The 19,166-nt window shown below is 63.6% G+C and carries 17 protein-coding genes; 15 read left to right on the top strand and 2 right to left on the bottom strand.

Features of this window, described 5'->3' with window-relative positions:
- Positions 1-186: 186 nt before the first annotated feature.
- Positions 187-477, bottom strand: a complete 291-nt coding sequence (locus QO034_RS19870; protein ID WP_284487274.1) for a DUF2218 domain-containing protein — start codon at positions 475-477, stop codon at positions 187-189.
- Between the two features lie 131 nt (positions 478-608).
- Between QO034_RS19870 and QO034_RS19875 the strand changes: the two genes are divergently transcribed.
- From QO034_RS19875 to pssA, 14 genes are all read left to right on the top strand, one after another.
- On the top strand, positions 609-1,514 hold the full coding sequence (locus QO034_RS19875; RefSeq protein WP_284487275.1) for a siderophore ABC transporter substrate-binding protein: 906 nt from the start codon (positions 609-611) through the stop codon (positions 1,512-1,514).
- A gap of 4 nt (positions 1,515-1,518) precedes the next feature.
- Entirely contained in the window at positions 1,519-2,451 is a 933-nt protein-coding gene (locus tag QO034_RS19880; protein ID WP_284487276.1) for an iron chelate uptake ABC transporter family permease subunit, read from the top strand.
- On the top strand, positions 2,444-3,388 hold the full coding sequence (locus tag QO034_RS19885) for an iron chelate uptake ABC transporter family permease subunit (RefSeq protein WP_284487277.1): 945 nt from the start codon (positions 2,444-2,446) through the stop codon (positions 3,386-3,388). The genes QO034_RS19880 and QO034_RS19885 overlap by 8 nt, the downstream gene beginning before the upstream one ends.
- A complete protein-coding gene (locus QO034_RS19890) occupies positions 3,385-4,140 on the top strand; it encodes an iron ABC transporter ATP-binding protein (protein WP_284487278.1) in 756 nt (251 codons plus the stop codon). The genes QO034_RS19885 and QO034_RS19890 overlap by 4 nt, the downstream gene beginning before the upstream one ends.
- A 202-nt stretch (positions 4,141-4,342) precedes the next feature.
- Entirely contained in the window at positions 4,343-5,266 is a 924-nt protein-coding gene (locus tag QO034_RS19895) for a dihydrodipicolinate synthase family protein (RefSeq protein WP_284487279.1), read from the top strand.
- A gap of 368 nt (positions 5,267-5,634) precedes the next feature.
- Positions 5,635-9,099: an indolepyruvate ferredoxin oxidoreductase family protein gene (locus tag QO034_RS19900; protein WP_284487280.1), complete on the top strand. Its 3,465-nt coding sequence runs from the start codon at positions 5,635-5,637 to the stop codon at positions 9,097-9,099.
- A gap of 14 nt (positions 9,100-9,113) precedes the next feature.
- A complete protein-coding gene (ilvD, locus tag QO034_RS19905; protein ID WP_284487281.1) occupies positions 9,114-10,985 on the top strand; it encodes a dihydroxy-acid dehydratase in 1,872 nt (623 codons plus the stop codon).
- Between the two features lie 126 nt (positions 10,986-11,111).
- The gene (choX, locus tag QO034_RS19910; RefSeq protein ID WP_284487282.1) at positions 11,112-12,041 is read left to right on the top strand and encodes a choline ABC transporter substrate-binding protein; all 930 of its coding nucleotides are present in this window, start codon (positions 11,112-11,114) and stop codon (positions 12,039-12,041) included.
- 88 nt (positions 12,042-12,129) lie between these two features.
- Positions 12,130-12,963 (top strand): choline ABC transporter permease subunit, encoded by an 834-nt coding sequence (gene choW / locus QO034_RS19915; protein WP_284487283.1) that lies wholly within the window; start codon positions 12,130-12,132, stop codon positions 12,961-12,963.
- Entirely contained in the window at positions 12,960-13,976 is a 1,017-nt protein-coding gene (gene choV / locus QO034_RS19920) for a choline ABC transporter ATP-binding protein (protein ID WP_284487284.1), read from the top strand. The genes choW and choV overlap by 4 nt, the downstream gene beginning before the upstream one ends.
- Positions 13,977-14,028: 52 nt before the next feature.
- Positions 14,029-14,295 carry a hypothetical protein gene (locus tag QO034_RS19925; RefSeq protein WP_284487285.1) on the top strand — a complete coding sequence of 89 codons (267 nt, stop codon included), beginning with the start codon at positions 14,029-14,031 and terminating at the stop codon, positions 14,293-14,295.
- 10 nt (positions 14,296-14,305) lie between these two features.
- Positions 14,306-14,941, top strand: a complete 636-nt coding sequence (locus tag QO034_RS19930) for a DUF1523 family protein (protein WP_284487286.1) — start codon at positions 14,306-14,308, stop codon at positions 14,939-14,941.
- Positions 14,942-15,053: 112 nt separating this feature from the next.
- Positions 15,054-15,746 carry a phosphatidylserine decarboxylase gene (locus QO034_RS19935; protein WP_284487287.1) on the top strand — a complete coding sequence of 231 codons (693 nt, stop codon included), beginning with the start codon at positions 15,054-15,056 and terminating at the stop codon, positions 15,744-15,746.
- Between the two features lie 3 nt (positions 15,747-15,749).
- Positions 15,750-16,496 (top strand): CDP-diacylglycerol--serine O-phosphatidyltransferase, encoded by a 747-nt coding sequence (gene pssA, locus QO034_RS19940; protein WP_284487288.1) that lies wholly within the window; start codon positions 15,750-15,752, stop codon positions 16,494-16,496.
- Positions 16,497-16,509: 13 nt separating this feature from the next.
- Here the strand turns inward: pssA and QO034_RS19945 are convergent, their stop codons facing one another.
- Complete coding sequence (locus QO034_RS19945; protein WP_284487289.1) at positions 16,510-18,087, bottom strand: DUF5928 domain-containing protein; 1,578 nt, start codon at positions 18,085-18,087, stop codon at positions 16,510-16,512.
- 144 nt (positions 18,088-18,231) lie between these two features.
- On the opposite strand from QO034_RS19945, the gene QO034_RS19950 reads away from it, so the two are divergent.
- The gene (locus QO034_RS19950; protein ID WP_284487290.1) at positions 18,232-19,050 is read left to right on the top strand and encodes a sulfotransferase family protein; all 819 of its coding nucleotides are present in this window, start codon (positions 18,232-18,234) and stop codon (positions 19,048-19,050) included.
- The last annotated feature ends 116 nt before the right edge of the window (positions 19,051-19,166 follow it).

The raw sequence follows: 19,166 nt of genomic DNA on the forward strand, positions 1-19,166 counted from the left end.
AATCGGGGTCCCCGAAGACACTTTCGGGGACCTGACAGGCAAAACGCGATCTTCAGGAAGGCCGGAGGACTCTTCGCGAGGTTCGGGTCCGTGCCGGGGTTTGATGCGATCCCCGGCGAAAACAGCAAGGATCGGGTTCGCCCGAAACGTGTTTCGCCGGGCGCCGATTTCCGAAACCGCCCTGCATTACTTCGGCACCCAGTTCATTCCTGCGAATTCCTCCCGGAAGGCGAAACGTCTGAGATGATCGTCGATGATGTGCCGCGCGCGCGCCAGACCTGCGTCGTCTTCGGCGGTGATCTCGACAGACAGCGCATCGCCGGTCGCGGTCAGGCGCGCGGGGCCGGGCGGCAGGGCAACCGCGCCATTTTCCGGGTCGTACTCCACCGCAACCTTATGGGCAAAGTGCTTGCAGAGCTGTTGCAGATATTTCGATCCGTTCGGGGTTTCAAACCGACCCGTTTCGATCCTTGGCATGGTTTCATCCTTTTCTGACTATTTCAGTCAGTTTATCGCTTGCGCTTTACCGGCGCAATCGGTTAGCAGGTCACAAACGCCAAGCCACGCCCAACGGCCAGCCACGCATATGCCATCAAGGAGTTGTCATCATGCGCATGGGTCTTCTCGGCGCCTTGCTTTCGGCGGTCATCGCGGGCCCCGCGCTCGCAGGCAAAGTCACCATCGACACGGCCACTGGTCCGGCGACGGTCACGGCCAATCCCACGAGGGTCGCGGTCTTTGATATTGCCGCCCTGGACACCCTGACCGCCCTGGGCGTGACGGTCGCAGGCGTTCCGTCGCCAGTTTATGTCGACAGTCTACAGAATGTCGCGGAAGCGGCGCAGGTCGTCGGCACGCTTTTCGAGCCTGATTTCGAGGCGCTGGCCGTCCTGCAGCCGGACCTTATTGTCATCGGCGGGCGGTCCTCCGCACAGGCGAAAGCCTTGGCCGATATTGCGCCGGTGATCGACATGACGATCTCCGGCGGGGATACGGTTGCGCAGGCACATGCCCGGATCGCCGCTTTCGGAGCGATCCACGGAAAGCGGGCAGAGGCCGAGGCCTTGAGCGCGGAACTGGACGCCAGGCTTGCCTCTGTCCGGTCGGCGGTCTCCGGAAAGGGCAACGCGCTTGTTCTGCTGACCAATGGCGGCAAGATCTCCGCCTTCGGCGCGGGCAGCCGGTTCGGCTGGCTGCACAGCGCACTCGGCCTTCCTGAAGCGGTTCCGGGGCTTGACTCCGAAACGCACGGGCAATCGGTTTCCTTTGAATTCGTTGCAGATGCCGATCCGGACTGGCTGCTGGTCGTCGATCGGGGCGCGGCCGTCGGAGCCGGAGGCGGGGCGGCCGCGGCGACGCTGGACAACCGGCTGATTGCCCGGACCAAAGCGGCGCGGAACGGGCGGATCGTCTTTCTCGACGCCACCACGCTTTATATCGCAGGTGGCGGCGCAAATGCGATGATGCGAACGCTTGGCGAAATCGCGTCCGCCTTCGGCGATCCGGACAGCTGAAACCTTGGCCCGCGCTCTTGTTTGTTCCGCGCTGGCCGGCTTGGTCCTGGTCAGTCTTGCGCTGGGCGCGGCATCGCTTTCCGAAGGCGGCGGCTGGCTTCTCATGGCCAGCCGGTTCCCCCGCACCGCCGCCGCCGTGCTGGCCGGTGCCGGGCTGGCGCTGGCCGGCGTGGTCGTGCAGCAGGTGGTGCAGAACCGCATGGTCGAACCGTCGCTGACCGGAACGCCCGAAGCGGCGATGCTCGGGCTTCTGGCGGTGACATTGATCGCGCCGGGATCGCCCGTCGCGGTCAAGATGCTCTTTGCGGCGGCCTGCGCCATGGCGGGGATGGCCGGGTTCCTCGCGCTTGCGGACCGGGTTCCGCAACAGGATCCGATGCTGTTGCCGATCATCGGGCTGGTCTACGGAGGCATCCTGGGCGCGATCGCCACCTGGTTCGCTTGGTACAGCGACCTGTTGCAGTATCTGGGCATGTGGCGGCTCGGCGAATTCTCCGGCGTCATGCAGGGGCGTTATGAATGGCTCTGGGTCGTGGCGGTGCTGGCGGTCTTGCTTTATGTCGTGGCCGATCGGATCACGATCCTCGGGTTCGGCGAGGCGCAAGCGCGGTCTCTGGGGCTGAACTACGCGCAGACGCGAACGTTCGGGTTGGTGGTCGTGTCGCTGCTCACGGCGCTGGTGCTGGTGACGGTGGGCGCATTTCCCTTCGTCGGGCTTGTCGCACCCAACCTGATATCGCGATGGCGGGGCGACAATCTGCGCACCAATCTGGCTTGGATCGCGGTTTTCGGCGGCGCGCTGGTTCTGGCGGCCGACGTGGTCGGGCGTCTTGTCCGGTATCCTTTCGAAATCCCGGCCGCCACCGTGTTCGCGGTTCTGGGCGCTGCGGTGTTTCTCTGGCTCCTTTACGCCGCGCCGGGCCGGTCCCATGGTTGAGCGGCGGCTGATCGGACTCGGCTTTGGCCTGCTGGTCGTCGGTTCAGCGTTCCTGTTCTGGTCGCTGCGCGCGCCCTACGGATTCATTCTGGAATTGCGCGCGACGAAACTCGTGGCCCTTGTCTGCGTCGGCGCTGCGGTCGGGGCGGCGACCGTCCTGTTCCAGACGGTCGCGATGAACCGTCTTCTGACGCCTGGCATCGTCGGGTTCGATGCGCTTTTCATCCTGTTTCAGACGCTCCTCGTCGCGGCGCTTGGAGGGGTCGGCGCGGCGCAGATTCCCGGCGCGCTGCGTTTCGTGCTGGAGACCCTGGTTCTCATGGGTGCGGCGGCAGTGCTTTTCGGCGTGGTCTTCCGGCGGGGCCGCGGCGACGTCACAAGGATGATCCTGACCGGGATCATCCTCGGCGTGCTGCTGCGCGGCCTGGCCGAAACGGTCCAGCGCATGCTCGATCCTTCGGAATTCGCGGTGGTACAACAGGCGATGTTCGCCTCTTTCGGACGCGTCGATCCGGGCCAGCTTGGCGTGGCGGTTCTGATCCTGTCCGGCGCGTTGGCCATTGCGTTCAGGCTGTCGCCGGCACTGGATGTGGCGGGGCTCGGTCGCGGGACGGCTCGGGGGCTTGGGCTGGATCACGACCGCATTGTATGGGCCACGCTGCTTCTGGTCGCGGCGATGGTGTCGGTCTCGACCGCTCTTGTCGGTCCCGTCACGTTCCTGGGATTGCTCGCCGCGAGCCTTGCCCGCCTCGTGACCGACACCCATCGCCACGCGGTGCTGATACCGGCTGCGGCCCTGACCGGCTCCGTGATCCTGGTTGCCGGGCAGTTCGTGTTCGAGCGGCTGCTGTCCGGCCAGTCGGCTTTGGCCGTCGTGGTCGAATTTCTCGGCGGGCTGCTCTTCCTGTTCCTTGCTCTGAACAAGGGTCGCCCATGATCCGGATCGAAAGGCTCACTTACAAGGTCGGACCCGCCGCGATCCTGCACGATGTCGATCTGAGGCTCGATGCGGGCGGGATCACGGCCCTGATCGGTCCCAACGGGGCGGGCAAGTCTTCGCTGCTTCACTGCATCGCCGGGCTGAACAGGCCCGCGTTCGGAACCGTGCGGATCGGCGATCTCGATCCGTTCGCGGCGCCGGGTTCTCTCAGGGCCCGCGCGGTGGCGCTGTTGCGGCAATCGCCCGCCGTGGTGAGCCGCCTTCGTGTGCGGGAACTCGTGGCCTTTGGCCGCTGGCCGCATCATCGGGGCCGGGCAACGCCGCAGGACGATGCTGTCGTGGCACGGGCGCTGGAGATTTTCACGCTTGAGGCGCTTGCCGACCGTCCGGTGGAAACCTTGTCGGGCGGACAGCGGCAGCGCGCGTTCATCGCGATGACCTGGGCGCAGGATACACCCTGGATGCTCCTTGACGAACCGCTCAACGCGCTCGACCCGCGCCATGCGCGCGACCTGATGGTGCGTCTGCATGACCTGTCGCGCGCCGGGGATCGCAGCGTGATAATCGTCTTGCACGATATCAACGCCGCCGCCGGCTGGGCGGACCGGATCGTGGCCATGAAGGACGGTCGCGTGGCGGCCCGCGACACAACCGCCGCCCTGCTCACGCCGGAAACGCTCGGCGCGGTGTTCGACACGCCGTTCGAGGTTCTGAACACCGGGGGCCGCCCGGTGGTGGTGGCCCGCTAGCCGCGGCGTCTCAAAAGATTGCGCTCCACTGCCGCGGCCTGTGAAAACCGACGTGATCGACATGCGCATTGCCGCAGGATTGACCCGATCTGTTTCCGTCCCGCCGAGCTTGAATCCCGGCTGGAAATTCCCGAAGCTGCGCCCGCCTGGCGGCCGAAGCCAGCGGTCATCCCGCGCCGCGAATAACACGATAGGATCTTTCATGACACGACTTGCAACCGACGCCGCAGGGGTCTTCGTGATCGCGGTGACGCCGTTCCACCCGGATGGGCGCATCGATCTGGAGAGTTGCGACCGGATGGTCGATTTCTACCTTGATGCGGGTGCGACCGGCCTCACGGTGCTGGGCATCATGGGCGAAGCGCCCAAGCTGACGGTCGAGGAATCGCGTGACGTGGTCGCCCGGATTCTGGCGCGTGTGGACGGGCGTGTGCCGGTGGTCGTCGGGGTTTCGGCTCCGGGTTTCGCGCAAATCGCGACATTGACGGCGATGGTCATGGATCTCGGCGCGGCGGGAGTCATGGTGGCGCCGCCCGGCAGCCTTCGGACCGACGATCAGATCGTGACCTACTATGCCCAGGTCGCGGAACTGATCGGCGACGTGCCGTTCGTGTTGCAGGATTTCCCGCTTGTCACCGGCGTGCAGATGGCCCCGAAGGTCATCGCCCGGATCGTCAACGACCTTCCAACCTGCGTTTGCCTCAAGCATGAGGATTGGCCCGGTCTCGAAAAGATCAGCGCCCTGCGCGCCGATGGCATGCTGAACCGGCGCATATCGATACTCTGCGGCAACGGCGGCTTGTTTCTGCCGGAAGAGATGATGCGCGGGGCGGATGGGGCGATGACCGGATTCGCCTATCCCGAAATGATGGTCAGCGTGATCCGGAACTGCGCGGCGGGCGATTCGGACCGTGCGCAGGACATCTTTGACGCTTACCTGCCGCTCGCCCGGTTCGAACAACAGCCCGGCATGGGGCTGGCCATCCGCAAATACACCCTGGCGCGGCGCGGGGTGATTGCCCATGACGCCCTGCGCCGTCCGGGCGGATCATTGTCGCAGAAAGGCAGGGAAGAGGTCGACAGGCTGATTGCGCGACAGGAAAGGCGTCTGACGGAACTGGGCTGATCCGTTCCCGGACGGCTTGCCGCCGTCGCGCCACGCATGGGGATCATGTCGATGGACCGCGCTTTGCGAAGCCGCCCGCGCGACCGACACGGGGTCTTTCCGCGACCTGTTCGCTGCCCCGCCGGCCCCGGAGATCGGTCCTCGGGACAGTCTCTCGGCCGGGTTCGACACGCGCGGACCGGGCGGTTCTTCCTGTTTCGGGCATCCTGGGCGCATCCGGCATCCGTCGCCCAACGCCGCGCGCGGTGCGTCCCAACGGCCGGATACGCCAGAGTTTCGCTACGGCATTTTCCTGAATCCGGTTAGACAGGTGCGTGTCCTTGAGCCTATTCTGGCATCGACCTCCGGCCCGGAAACAGGACCTACGCATGCTTGATCATCCAGAAACCAAACGGCTCGATTTCGAACTTTCGGACCGTATCGCCAAATCCGAGGGCTGGGTCTACATGACCGGTATGCAGGCGCTCGTGCGCCTGCCGATCCAGCAGCGCAAGCGCGACGCCGCGGCGGGGCTGAACACCGGCGGCTATATCTCCGGCTATCGCGGCTCGCCCATAGGGCGCTACGACATGGAACTCTGGATGGCCGCGCAAGAGCTGAAAGAGAACAACATCGTCTTCCAGCCGGGCCTGAACGAAGACATGGCGGCGACCGCGACCTGGGGCAGCCAGATGGTCGGCCTGTTCCCCGGCGCGACGGTCGAAGGGGTATTTTCCATCTGGTATGGCAAGGCGCCGGGCATGGACAGGGCGATGGATCCGATCCGCCACGCGAACTTTGCCGGCACCAATCCCAAGGGCGGTTCGCTGTTGCTGGTGGGCGACGATCACGGCGCGAAATCGTCCACGGTCGCCTGTTATTCGGATTACAATTTCATGTCCTCCGGCATTCCGCTTCTGGCCCCTGCCAATGCCCAGGAGGTGCTGGATTTCGGCTTGCACGGCATTGCTCTCAGCCGGTTCGCAGGCTGTCTGGCGGGCATGAAGCTTGTCACCGATGTGGTCGAAGGCGGCGGATCTGTCTTCGTTTCCCCGGATTCGCCGGTGATCATCCAGCCCGATGCGCCCAAGGCCCCCGGCATCACGCCCTTCACGCCGATCCTTGAACAGGAACGGCTCTTGTACGACATGCGCATCGCGCGGGCGCTGGCCTATATCCGCGCCAACGGTCTGAACCGCCTGTCCGGCTCCGGGACGGCCCGCGTCGGCATCGTTGCTGCCGGCAAGGCGTGGCAGGATCTGAACCAGGCCCTGAACGAAATGGGGCTGAATGACGACGCGCTGGGCGGCGTCGGCATCCGGTTGCTGAAGGTTGGCGCGGTCTGGCCGCTGGACGACGACATCCTGCGCCGTTTTGCCGAAGGGCTGGACACCATCGTCGTGGTGGAAGAAAAGCGCCCGCTGCTCGAAGACCAGATCCGCAGTCATCTGTACGGACGCCCGAACGCCCCCCGTATCGTCGGAAAGACCTTTGGCTCGCAGGTCTACGCCCATGACGCGTCCGAGGTCGCCTTTGCCAATTTCGGAGAGTTCGATCCCGGCCGGATCCGGTCGGTTCTCACGCGCGTCATCACCGATCTGGACCCGGCATCGAACCTGTCGCTGCCCAACCGCCCGTCCGGGGCCGGCATGTCGGGCGGGGCCTTGCGGTTGCCGTCGTTCTGCGCGGGCTGTCCGCACGGGCGGTCGACCCAGGTGCCGGACGGCAGCCGCGCGCTGGCCGGGATCGGCTGCCATACGATGGCCGTGTTCCGGGATCCGATGAAAACCAACTCGATCACGCAGATGGGAGGGGAAGGCGCGGCCTGGCTGGGCCAGTTCCATTTCACCGACGAAAAGCACGTTTTCGCCAACATGGGCGACGGAACCTATTTCCATTCCGGGATCATGGCGATCCGGGCCGCGGTCGCGGCGAAGGCCAACATCACCTACAAACTGCTGCACAACGGGTTCGTGTCGATGACCGGCGGCCAGCCTGTCGATGGCGAAATTGACCCGCTGAAGATGATCGCGCAGTTGCAGGCCGAAGGCGTCGGCGCCATCGCCCTGGTCGCGGATGAACCCGAGAAATATGCCGAAAGCGCGCTTCCGGCCGGTGTCAGCCTGCATCCGCGCACCGAGATGGATCTGGTGCAGCGCCAGATGCGCGAGCGGACAGGTGTGACGGCGATCGTCTACGACCAGCCCTGCGCCACCGAACGCCGCCGCCTGCGCAAGCGCGGCAAATGGGCCGATCCGGACAAGCGCGTGTTCATCAACCCCGAGGTTTGCGAAGGCTGCGGCGATTGTTCCACCGTGTCCGGCTGCATGGCCATCGAGCCGCTGGAAACCGAGTTCGGGCGCAAGCGCAAGATCAACCAATCGTCCTGCAACAAGGATTTTTCCTGTGTCGAAGGGTTCTGCCCCAGTTTCGTCACCGTCTCCGGGGTGCGTCCCCGCAAGCCCGAATCGGTCGATATCGTGATCGATGCCAGCCATCTTCCGGCGCCGGCCTGGCGACCGGTTGACCGGTCCTGGGCGGTTCTGGTGTCCGGTATCGGCGGCGCCGGCGTCGTGACTGTCGGTCAGACCCTCGCGGTGGCGGCGCATGTGGATGGCTGGTTCAGTTCGAACCTCGACATCACCGGACTGGCGCAGAAATACGGTGCGGTTCATTCTCACATCAAGATGGCCCGCACCCCGGCCGACATGGCCGCGACCCGGATCGCCACCGGCGAAGCCGATGCGCTGATCGGATGCGATCTGGTCGTCGCCGCCGGGGACGAGACGCTTGGCAAGCTGGACATCGACGAGGCGGTGGCGGTGACGGACACGACCGTGGTGCCGACGTCGGATTTCGCCAAGAACCCGGACTGGCAGTTGAACGGCGACGAACAACTGTCCCGTCTGACCCGGCTCCTCGGCGACCGCGCCAGGGGGCTGGACGCGCAGCGGCTCGCGACACGGCTTCTGGGCGACTCGGTCTTCGCCAACATGTTGCTGGTCGGGGCGTCCTGGCAGCAGGGAGGATTGCCGCTGTCGCACGAGGCGCTGATGCGGGCCATCGACCTCAACGGCGTCAAGCCGGCCGAGAACCGCCGCGCCTTCGATCTCGGGCGGCTGGCGATCGCCGACCCCGACGCCGTAGCGGCGATGCTGCGCGGATCGGAAGAGCCGGTCGATCTGGGTGCCCGCCGCGAAAAGTCGCTGGACGAACTGGTCGACCACCGTTCGGGCGAACTGATCGCCTATGACGGCGACAGGCTGGCGCGCCGGTACAGGGACATGGTGGCCGGTGTCCGCAGCGCTTCGCAGGCGGCCGGGCTTGGCGAAGAACTGACCGTGGCGGTGGCGCGCTATTATTACAAGTTGCTCGCGGTGAAGGACGAGTGGGAGGTCGCGCGCCTGTATTCCAAGCCCGGTTTCCGCAATTCGCTCGCCGAAACCTTCGAAGGCACGCCAGAGTTGACGTTCTATTTCGGGGCCTGGCCCTATGGCGGTCGCGACGAAAAGACCGGCAGAATGGTCAAGGGCGCGGTGAGCGGCAAGAAGGCCCTGCGGTTCTTCGGCCTGATGAACCGGTTGCGGGGTCTCCGCGGCACCATGCTCGATCCGTTCCGCAACAGCGAAGAGGCGATTCTGGCGCGGCGGCTGCTCGCCGATTACGAGGCGGATATCGATTTCGCCCTTGCCCATCTGTCGCGCGACAAGGCAACCGAGCTTGCGGACCTGCTGGCCCTGCCGGAACATATCCGTGGCTACGGCCATGTTCGCGAACGCCACGCCGCCGAGGTCGAAAAGCGCCGCAAGGCCCTGAGAACCAAGATTGCGGCCAGCCCGGCCGTGGCCGCCTGACGGGGAGAGACCACATGAAACTCCGTTCCGACGTCGTGACGAAAGGCGTGCTCAATACCGGGGCTCGGGCGCTATGGCGGGCGACCGGCACCGGACCGGATGACTTCGGCAAACCCATCATCGCGATTGCCAATTCGTTCACGCAATTCGTGCCCGGCCATGTTCATCTGCGCGACGTCGCCCCGATGGTCGCCGAGGAGATAACGGCCGCCGGTGGCGTTCCCAAGGAGTTCAATACCATCGCCGTCGATGACGGCATCGCCATGGGTCACGACGGCATGATGTATTCGCTGCCGTCGCGCGACAATATCGCCGACGCGGTGGAATACATGTGCAACGCGCATGCGGCGGACGCGCTGATCTGCCTGTCGAATTGCGACAAGATCACACCCGGCATGCTGATGGCGGCGCTGAGGTTGAATATTCCGACGATCTTCGTATCCGGCGGGCCCATGGAGTCCGGCAAGATCAATTTCCGCGGCGCCGATCTTCGCGTCGATGCGATCGATACGCTGCTGGTCATGGGCGACCCGACCGCCACCGAATCCGAAATCGAGGCCATGCAGGAGGCGGCATGCCCGACCTGCGGTTCCTGCGCCCTGATGGGAACCGCGAATTCGATGAACTGCCTGACGGAAGCCTTCGGCCTGGCCCTGCCCGGAAACGGCACGGTGCTCGCCACGCACAAGGACCGGGAACGCCTGTTCCGCGACGCCGCGCGCCGGATCGTAGGCATGGCGCACGACCACTATCGCGACGGGAACGAAGGGGTCCTGCCGCGCGCCATCTGTTCGCGGGAAGGTTTCGAGAACGCCGCGCGTGTCTCCATGGCGATTGGCGGATCGACCAATACGATCCTGCACCTTCTGGCCGCGGCGCAGGAAGCGGGGGTCGCCTGGACGGTCGAGGATTTCAACCGCATTTCGAATTCGACGCCCTGCCTCTGCAAGGTGTCGCCAAGCGCCCATGAAGTCTTTGTGGAGGATATGCACCGTGCGGGCGGTGTGATGGCGGTGATGGGCGGTCTGAAACGGGCGGGCCTGCTCAACGCGGATAATCCCGCGGCCTATGCGCCGACGATCGGCGCGGCGATCGACGACTGGGATATCACGGCGACCGGGAGCGACGCGGCGCACCGGTTCTACCGCGCGGGACCGGGCGGCGTAAGGACCATGCGCCCGTTCAGTCAGGAGATGCGGTTTTCCGAACTCGACCTGGATCGAGAAAGCGGTGTCATCCGTGATGTCGACCATGCATTCAGCGACACCGGCGGGCTTACGGTGCTATATGGAAACATCGCCCCGGACAGCTGTATTGTGAAATCCGCGGGCGTTCCCGCCAACCTCTTCGAGTTCAGGGGCCGCGCCCGTGTATTCGAAAGCAAGGATGATTGCATTGCCGCGATCACGTCGGATCGGATATTGCCCGGCGACTGCGTCGTGATCCGCTATGAAGGGCCGCGCGGCGGTCCCGGTATGCAGGAGATGCTGACTCCCACCGGTCTCATCAAGGCGCGCGGATTGGGCGACAAGGTCGCGTTGATCACCGACGGGCGTTTTTCGGGCGCGACTTCGGGCCTGTCTATCGGCCACATCTCGCCCGAGGCCGCATCGGGCGGGCTGATCGCCTTGATCGAGGAAGGCGACGAGGTCGCGATTTCGGTGCCGGACCGGACGATCGAACTGCTGGTCGATTCGGAAGAGATCGTCCGGCGCCGCCAGTCCATGCTGGACCGAGGGGCCGAGGCCTGGACGCCGCGCGGTCGTGTCCGCCCGGTTTCCACCGCATTGCGCATCTTTGGCCTGATGGCCAGTTCCGCCGACAGGGGCGGTTCGCGTGACAAGGCCTTGCTGGAGAAACTGGAACAGGCGGCAAAAACGTCCTGACCAGCGCCCGCGTTTCCCGCCCAAAGCGAAGCCCCCGTCGCGGAAGAACCAGAGACAGGTTGCAAATTGCCGCGCAACGCCGTCTTATCCGGCGTCAGAAACGAACGAAAACAGGGGGAATTCCAGATGATTAACTTGTTTGGCAAAGCGGCGGTCGTGATCGGTCTTGGCGCCGGAATGGCCATGGCGAATTGCGACGAAGTCACTTTCTCGGATGTCGGCTGGACCGACATCACCGCCACCACGGCCGTCACCACCGTGATACTGGATGCGTTGGGCTATGACACGGATATCAAGATCCTGTCGGTTCCCGTCACCTACACGTCGATGGCCGCGGGCGATATCGACGTGTTCCTCGGCAACTGGATGCCGACGATGGAAGCCGACATCGCCCCCTACCGCGACGCGAAAACCGTGGACACGGTGCGCACCAATCTGGAAGGCGCGAAATATACCCTGGCGGTCAACCGGGCCGCCGCCGACCTCGGGATCGGCAATTTCGCGGACATCGCCGCGCATGCGGACGCGCTGGATGGCAAGATCTACGGGATCGAGCCGGGCAATGACGGAAACCGCCTGATCCAGTCGATGATCGACGGCAACGCCTTTGGACTCGAAGGGTTCGAGGTGGTGGAAAGCTCCGAACAGGGGATGCTGGCGCAGGTGGCCCGCGCCGACAAGCGCGGAGAACCGATCGTGTTCCTCGGCTGGGAACCGCATCCGATGAACGCGAATTTCACCTTGACCTACCTGGAAGGCGGGGACGACTTCTTTGGCCCGGACCTCGGCGGCGCGACGGTCATGACCAACACCCGTGCCGGATATGTCGAAGAGTGCCCGAATGTGGGCAAGCTGCTGACGAACCTCGAATTCACGCTGGCGATGGAAAACCAGATCATGGGCGCGATTCTGGATGGCGGCAAGAAGCCGGATGAAGCCGCCGCCGAATGGATCAAGGCCAATCCGGAAGCGCTCAAGGCCTGGCTGGACGGCGTGAAGGATGCCGAGGGCAATGACGACGCATTCGCGCGGGCCAGCAAGGCCTTGCTGGACTGATCGCGGCCGGGTGTGGCGCCCAGCGTCGCGCCCGGATTTTTCCGCCAGCCGGCCCGATCACGCAGGCGCGGCCCACCGATAGAGCGACATGAACTGGCTGACCGACCACAAACTGCCGATCGACGATTTGGCCGAGACCGGTTTCGACTGGTTGCAGACCAACGGTGCATGGTTCTTCGATGGGCTGGCGCTGGGAATGGAATCGCTGATCGATGCCATTCTCTGGGTGCTGCAAACGCCGCATCCCCTGATCGTGGTGGCGGCCTTCGCGGCCTTGACCTGGCTGATCCAGCGCAGCTGGAAGATCGTCGCGCTGGTGGTCCTGGGATTCCTGTTCATCCTCAACCAGGGCTATTGGGAAGAAACCACGGAGAGCCTGACGCTCGTCCTGTCGGCCTGCGTCGTCTGCATGGGTGCGGGCGTGCCCATCGGTATCGCCGTCGCGCATCGGCCGCGGCTCTACCGGGCGGTCGCGCCGGTTCTGGATCTCATGCAGACGCTGCCGACCTTTGTCTACCTGATCCCGGCCATCGTGTTCTTCGGGATCGGCATGGTGCCCGGACTGATCGCGACGGTGATCTTCGTTCTGCCGGCCCCGATCCGGCTGACCCAGCTCGGGATATCGTCCACCCCCAAGGACCTTCTGGAAGCCGCCGAAGCCTTTGGGGCGAAGCCGTCGCAAACGCTCTGGAAGATCGAACTGCCCTATGCGCTGCCGCAGATCATGGCCGGGCTGAACCAGACCATCATGCTGTCCCTGTCGATGGTCGTGATCGCGGCGCTCGTGGGGGCCGACGGGCTGGGTGTGCCGGTGGTGCGCGCCCTCAACCAGGTGAACACCGGGCTGGGTTTCGAGAGCGGGCTGATCATCGTGGTCGTTGCGATCATGCTCGACCGGATGCTGCGGGTGCACCGGAAATGAGGAACGCGGTCGAATTCGACAGGGTCAATATCGTATTCGGCGATCACCCCGACCGGGCGCTTCCCCTGATGGATGCCGGTCAAAGCCGCGCCGAAGTGCAGGAAGCGACCGGCCAGATCCTCGGGGTGCACGACTGTTCGCTGGACGTGGCCGAAGGCGAGATCCTTGTCCTTATGGGCCTGTCCGGGTCCGGCAAATCGACCCTTCTGCGCGCGGTCAACGGGTTGAACCCGCTGGTGCGCGGGCAGGTGCGGGTCAGCGACGGGACACGGATGATCGATGTCACGGGCGCCGATGCCGCGACCCTGCGGCATGTCCGCCAGACCCGCGTGTCGATGGTGTTCCAGCAGTTCGGCCTGCTGCCCTGGCGCAGTGTGCGGGCCAACGTGGCGCTGGGGCTGGAACTGTCCGGTCTGCCGCGCGCTGAACAGGCGCGCCGTGCCGACGAACAACTGGCGAAGGTCGGACTGAAGGATTGGGGCCATTGCAGGGTGGGCGACCTGTCCGGCGGCATGCAGCAACGCGTTGGACTGGCGCGGGCCTTTGCGACCGATGCGCCGATTCTCCTGATGGATGAACCCTTCTCGGCCCTGGACCCGCTGATCCGCACCCGGCTCCAGAATGAATTGCTCGATCTGCAACGGGACATCCGGCGCACCATCATCTTTGTCAGCCACGATCTCGACGAAGCCTTCAAGCTGGGCGGGCGGATCGCCATCATGGAAGGTGGGCGGATCGTGCAATGCGGGACGCCACGGGACATTTTTTCGAACCCGGTATCCGACTATGTGGCGGATTTCGTCGCGAACATGAACCCGCTGGGCGTTCTGACCGCGCGCGACGTGATGGGACCCGCCGTCGCCGGCGCGACGGCCGAGGTCGAGGCCGAAACGCCGGTCCGCACCCTCATGGGCCAGTTGCGGGGCGATGGGGCGCTGCTGGACGTGACGGGCGAAGGCGGGCGGATCGGAACCGTTTCGGCCCGCAGTCTTGTAGAGCGGCTCGCGCAGTGACACATAGTGCCCGAAGGACCCTATCCCGGGATACGTCCGCGAGGCACTAGACATGGTGGCATTCCTGCGTCTCATGTTCATGCTGATGATCGTTCTGACGATTGTCTACGTTGCGCTGTCTCTGTATTCTCGGTCCGTGCGGCGCGGCAAACTCGAGGCGCATTGGGATCGAAAGGGAATGACCGGCGATCGCGAAGCCTTCGTGCGGCGTGGGCTGAAGAAATACGACGGGTCGTTCCGGCGCAAACTGATCCTCGGGGTCTACGTGGTTCCGCTGGCGATGATTGCGATCCTGGTCTACGTAACGAATTTCATGTGAGGACGGACCGATGGTCTACGTAAAATGGGCGTTCATCCTTCTGTTCTGGGGTTTGCTGGGGGCGGTCCTGCATTACACGCTGCCGCAGCGGGACATCGGCCGCATCACCGACACCTACGAGAAACGCGTGGATCTGGACGGCGAGAACAGCCTGTTCTGGGCGCAGCACGATATCGGCGGCAGCACCACCGTGACCGGCCGGGACGTCTTTTTCATCCAGTCGCGGCTGAAGAACGGCAAGGTGATGGTCTATCGAAACGAAGACACCGGCTGGAGCTGGCCGCCCTATTTCAAGGTCAACAGTTCGAACCTGCAGGCTGAGGCGTCCGATCTGAAGTCGACCGCCGAGAACCCCAAATGGGTGGTGATCCGGCACTATGGATGGCGCAACGAATTCATTTCGATCTTCCCCAATGCGGTCAGCGTCCGCCCGATCGCGGACCCGGACACGCGTCTGATCCCCTGGTTCAATATCGTGTTCCTGACAGTGTTGGCGGCGCTCTTCTGGGCGATCTGGGTGCGTTGGAGACGCTTCCGTCAGGCGCGTATCGATCCCGTGCTCGAAGACATCGGCGACAGCATGGAAGCGACCGGCGATGCGATTGCCGAAAAGAGCGGGCGATTTCGCCGCTGGCTGGGCCGATGAATGGCCCGCGCGAACCGCGGCGCCATTGCGCCGCGCTCGGATTATCCCGTTGATCCCCGCCATGTGTCCGGGCTAGGACAACTGCATATCCCCGAAGGCGAGATGACCGCACATGACCATGCTTGGAACCTTTATCAAGCCGATGCACCGCGAAGGCATCCGTTTTGTCGCCATTTTTGCGGTGGTCGCGGCGTTGCTGTTCCTGATTTCCGACGAGCTCGGCTGGATCGGTGTGGGCCTTACCGTCTGGTGCTACTACTTTTTCAGGGACCCGAAGCGAACCACGCCGATCCGGGACGGGCTGATCGTCAGCCCGGCGGATGGCGTGGTTTCGCTGATCGAACCGGCGGTCCCTCCTGCCGAACTGGGGCTGCCGGACGAACCGCTGACGCGGGTCAGCGTTTTCATGAACGTGTTCAACTGTCACGTGAACCGGGCGCCGGTCGCCGGTGAAGTCGCGGCGGTCGCCTATCGTCCGGGCAAGTTCTTCAACGCGTCGCTGGACAAGGCCAGTTCCGACAACGAACGCAACAGCCTGAGCATCCGTATGGCGGACGGGCGTCAGGTCGCGGTGGTGCAGATCGCGGGCCTGGTGGCGCGGCGCATCGTTTGTTTCGTGCAGAAGGGCGATCCGCTGATGACCGGAGAACGGTTTGGGCTGATCCGCTTCGGATCGCGGCTGGATGTCTACCTGCCGGACGGTGTCGCCCCTATGGTCAGCGTCGGCCAGACCATGGTCGCCGGTGAAACGGTGCTGGCCGATTTGACGTCGGCCGAGACGGCGCGCGCCGGGCGAACGGGCTGACCCATGTCCGACGATCGCCAGCCCCACCGCGCAGATCTGCCGATCGTTTCGCTTCTTCCGAACATTGTGACCATCGCGGCCATCTGCGCCGGCATGTCCGCCATCCGGTTCGGCTTTGAAGGCCAGTTCAAGGCAGCCGTCATCATGGTTCTGGTGGCGGGCATTCTGGATGGTCTGGACGGCAGACTGGCGCGGCTCTTGAAATCGGAATCCGCGATGGGTGCGGAACTGGATTCCCTTGCGGATTTCGTGAACTTCGGCGTAACCCCGGCGCTGGTGCTCTATGCTTGGGGGTTGCAGGGGACAAACAGCGCCGGGTGGATCGCGGTGCTGATGTTCGCGATCAGTTGCGTGATGCGGCTTGCCCGCTTCAACATCGACAGCAAATCGGAAATCTCCGGGCAACAGCCCGACCGCTTCGTCGGCGTTCCCGCGCCGGCGGGGGCGTTCCTTGTTCTCCTGCCCATGCTCCTGTCGTTCCTGGTCGACGATCCCGATTTCATCCCGCCCGCGCTGGTCGGGATCTACATGATCTGCATCGGGTTCCTGATGATCAGCAGGATCCCGACCTATTCCTTCAAGAAAACGCGGGTGTCGCGGAAAAACGTCAAGTATCTGCTGCTTGGATTCGCGTTTCTGGCCGCCGGTCTACTGACGCGCACCTGGGCCACTCTGATCGTGCTCAACCTGGCCTATTCCGGCAGTGTCCTCTGGGCCTGGTTCAACCGGAACAAGCCGGATTCCCCGTGACGCAAGGCCCGGTTCAATCGGCGAAGAGATTTTCCATCGAGGCGATCTTCAGGGCCTGTTCCCGGGAAATGCCGAGAAAATTCCGCAATGCCTCGGCGCTCCGGTGCGGGTCGTCGGTTTCGGAAATCCGCCCGTATCGTGAAAAACCGGCGTCGCGGATGCGGTCGCTTTCACCAAGGATGTCGTTGCGGATGGCGGGCAGCAGCCGTTCCAGAGTCGCGGCGCTGGTTTGGTCGCCGGCGAGTCCGACGCGCCGCGCATGTCCGATCAGGTAATCGTCGGCGAAGCGGCAGTTCATTTCCAGAATGCGCGTTTCCGACTGGTCCGCCTGGAAATCCTGCATCAGGTCGAGATTGCCGGGGTCCATGCAGACGATGAGGCGATCAGTCTCGAAATGGTCAAACAGCATCCGCATCAGGGCACGCCGATGCCGGGTGCGTTTCCTGAGCGATGACTGGATGCCGCCAAGATCCGGAAGCGGGGTGTCTTCCTCGTTGAACAGGTAGGAAATGGCGGGCAGGTTCGTCACCTTCCGGATCCGGTCCAGAAGGCGTTTCGCCACGTGCCATTTCTTGCAGACCACGATCATGAGTTCGCGTTCGCGGCCCAGCGAAGACTCGGTTTCCCAGAAACGCGGCGCGAACCGTTCGCCTACGCGCCCCCGTCCGGACAGGAATTCGTAGAGCTTGCGCCCTTCGTTGCTGATCTGGAACGAGATATCCTGTTGCGCATACAGCCGCCCGAGGCGTTCCTTCAGTTCGGCCGCTTCGGAACTGATCTTGCGTGCGAACAGGAAATTCTGACCGAGCAGCAGGTCATGGTGGTCGTTGTAGAACGTGACCGGCATGCCGTAATCCGTGAACAACAGGAACGTCAGGGAGCGCGTTTCGATCTCGGGTTCCGGAACCAGATGGCGCACGAGCGTCTGGAAAAATGTTTCGTCCGGAATCCATGTGGTCCGGAAGAACCGGATCACATCGCGGCGGGCGTCGCAGAAGTCAAGAATGGCCTCGATCGTCCTGCGCCTGAGGCACCACCACTGGCTGCCGATCTGCACCTTGATGTCAGGCGGAACCGGCCGCCGCAGTCCCAGCCGGCGCTGCATGTCGACCGATGCATAGAAAAGCGCCTTGTGCTTGCGCTCATTGAACAGGTGGCGAAAGACCAGGCGGTCGTCCTTCAACCCGGTCTTGATCCAATCGCTCTGAAAGAAATCGAAACTTTCGACGAAATCAGCGTCGTGCGAATCCAGATACCGGCGCGCGAACTCGGCTGTCTTGATCGGCATGCAGTCGCCGGACAGCATGTAGAAATGCGTCGCGCGGGGAAATGTCTCGAGCGCGGTCTGAACCGCGTTCAGGGTCGCCTGCACCAGGGACCATTCGCCCCAGCCGCATTTGACCCGTTTGTCGGAGAAAACGACGTTGGGATTGTTCGCCAGCGCGGTCCGGATCTTCAGGTAGTCCCCCGACCGGGCGCGGGCATCGAAATGGATCGAAAGGCAATCGCCCGCGTCCGTCAGCCATTCCGCTTGCCGAATGATCGCGTCGGGATCCTTGTGGCACAACAGGATATACGCGATTTTCGCCATTTCGAGTAAGATACGCCCATGCTTTGTTAAATGTTTATCCTGATAAAGATGAAGACGAATTGAATAAACCCGAATTGTTTGCTTTCTGGGCTTCAACGGGTCCGAAGCCGGATCAGGGCAAGACAGGCCGAAGGGGCGGAGCACATGGGATTTCCCGGAATCTGGATGACGGAATCCGAAAGCATGGTCTATCGCGTGGTGCCAAAATGCGCCTGCTCGACCATTGGCCAGATCATGTACTATTCCGATCACGGGGCGTTTTTCGACGGCGATATCCACGATGCGGAGTCGGGTCTTCACAAATGGGCGCAGGAGGCGAGTCAGGGTCCGATCAGCCGAAATGTGACCGAACACCGATCCTATGCGTTCACTTGCGTGCGCAATCCCTACGCGCGCATACTCAGTTCCTTCTTTGACAAGATCTGCGGGATGCAGCGCAACGGCAAACGCTATCGTGGCAATCTCGTCCCGATGCTGGTCGCAAACTATGGGGTCGAAGTCGGCGGAGAGGACGGAAAACAGGATTTCGACCAGATCAGGTCATTCCGGCGGTTTCTTCTCTTCGCGCGGGACACGATCCGCTGGCGCAAGCCGATGGATCCCGACATCCACTGGTCGTCCATGTCCGGCCACATAGGGACCTTCATCCGGAACGGCGGCACCTATGACGATATCTTCTGGACGGAACGCTTTGACGATGGGATGGCCAAGGTGCTCGCGGCGACGCGGACCCCAAAGCCTGTCGATCTGAAAGCGATCCCCAGGTTCAACGAAAGCGAAGGGCACGGGCCGAAGCGCGCGCATCCCGTCCAGGCGTATTTCGACGACCTGTCGATGCATCTCGTCTATGAAATCTACAAGCGCGATTTCGAACTGTTCAAGTACGATGTCCAGGACCCGTCCAACAAGATGCCGGTCGGGGAAATCGATCTGGACGAAGTCCACGCGAAACTGGGCGACTAAAGCATTTCGGGATTAACCTGGCGCATATCCTGCAGCGCGAAAGTAGTTCATGCATTCGTCGGGAGTGAACAGGTCGCATATCCTTCCGAGCGCGCTGAACAACTCCGTAAACGTCC

The organism is Sedimentitalea xiamensis, assembly GCF_030164465.1.
GTDB classification, from domain to species: domain Bacteria; phylum Pseudomonadota; class Alphaproteobacteria; order Rhodobacterales; family Rhodobacteraceae; genus Sedimentitalea; species Sedimentitalea xiamensis.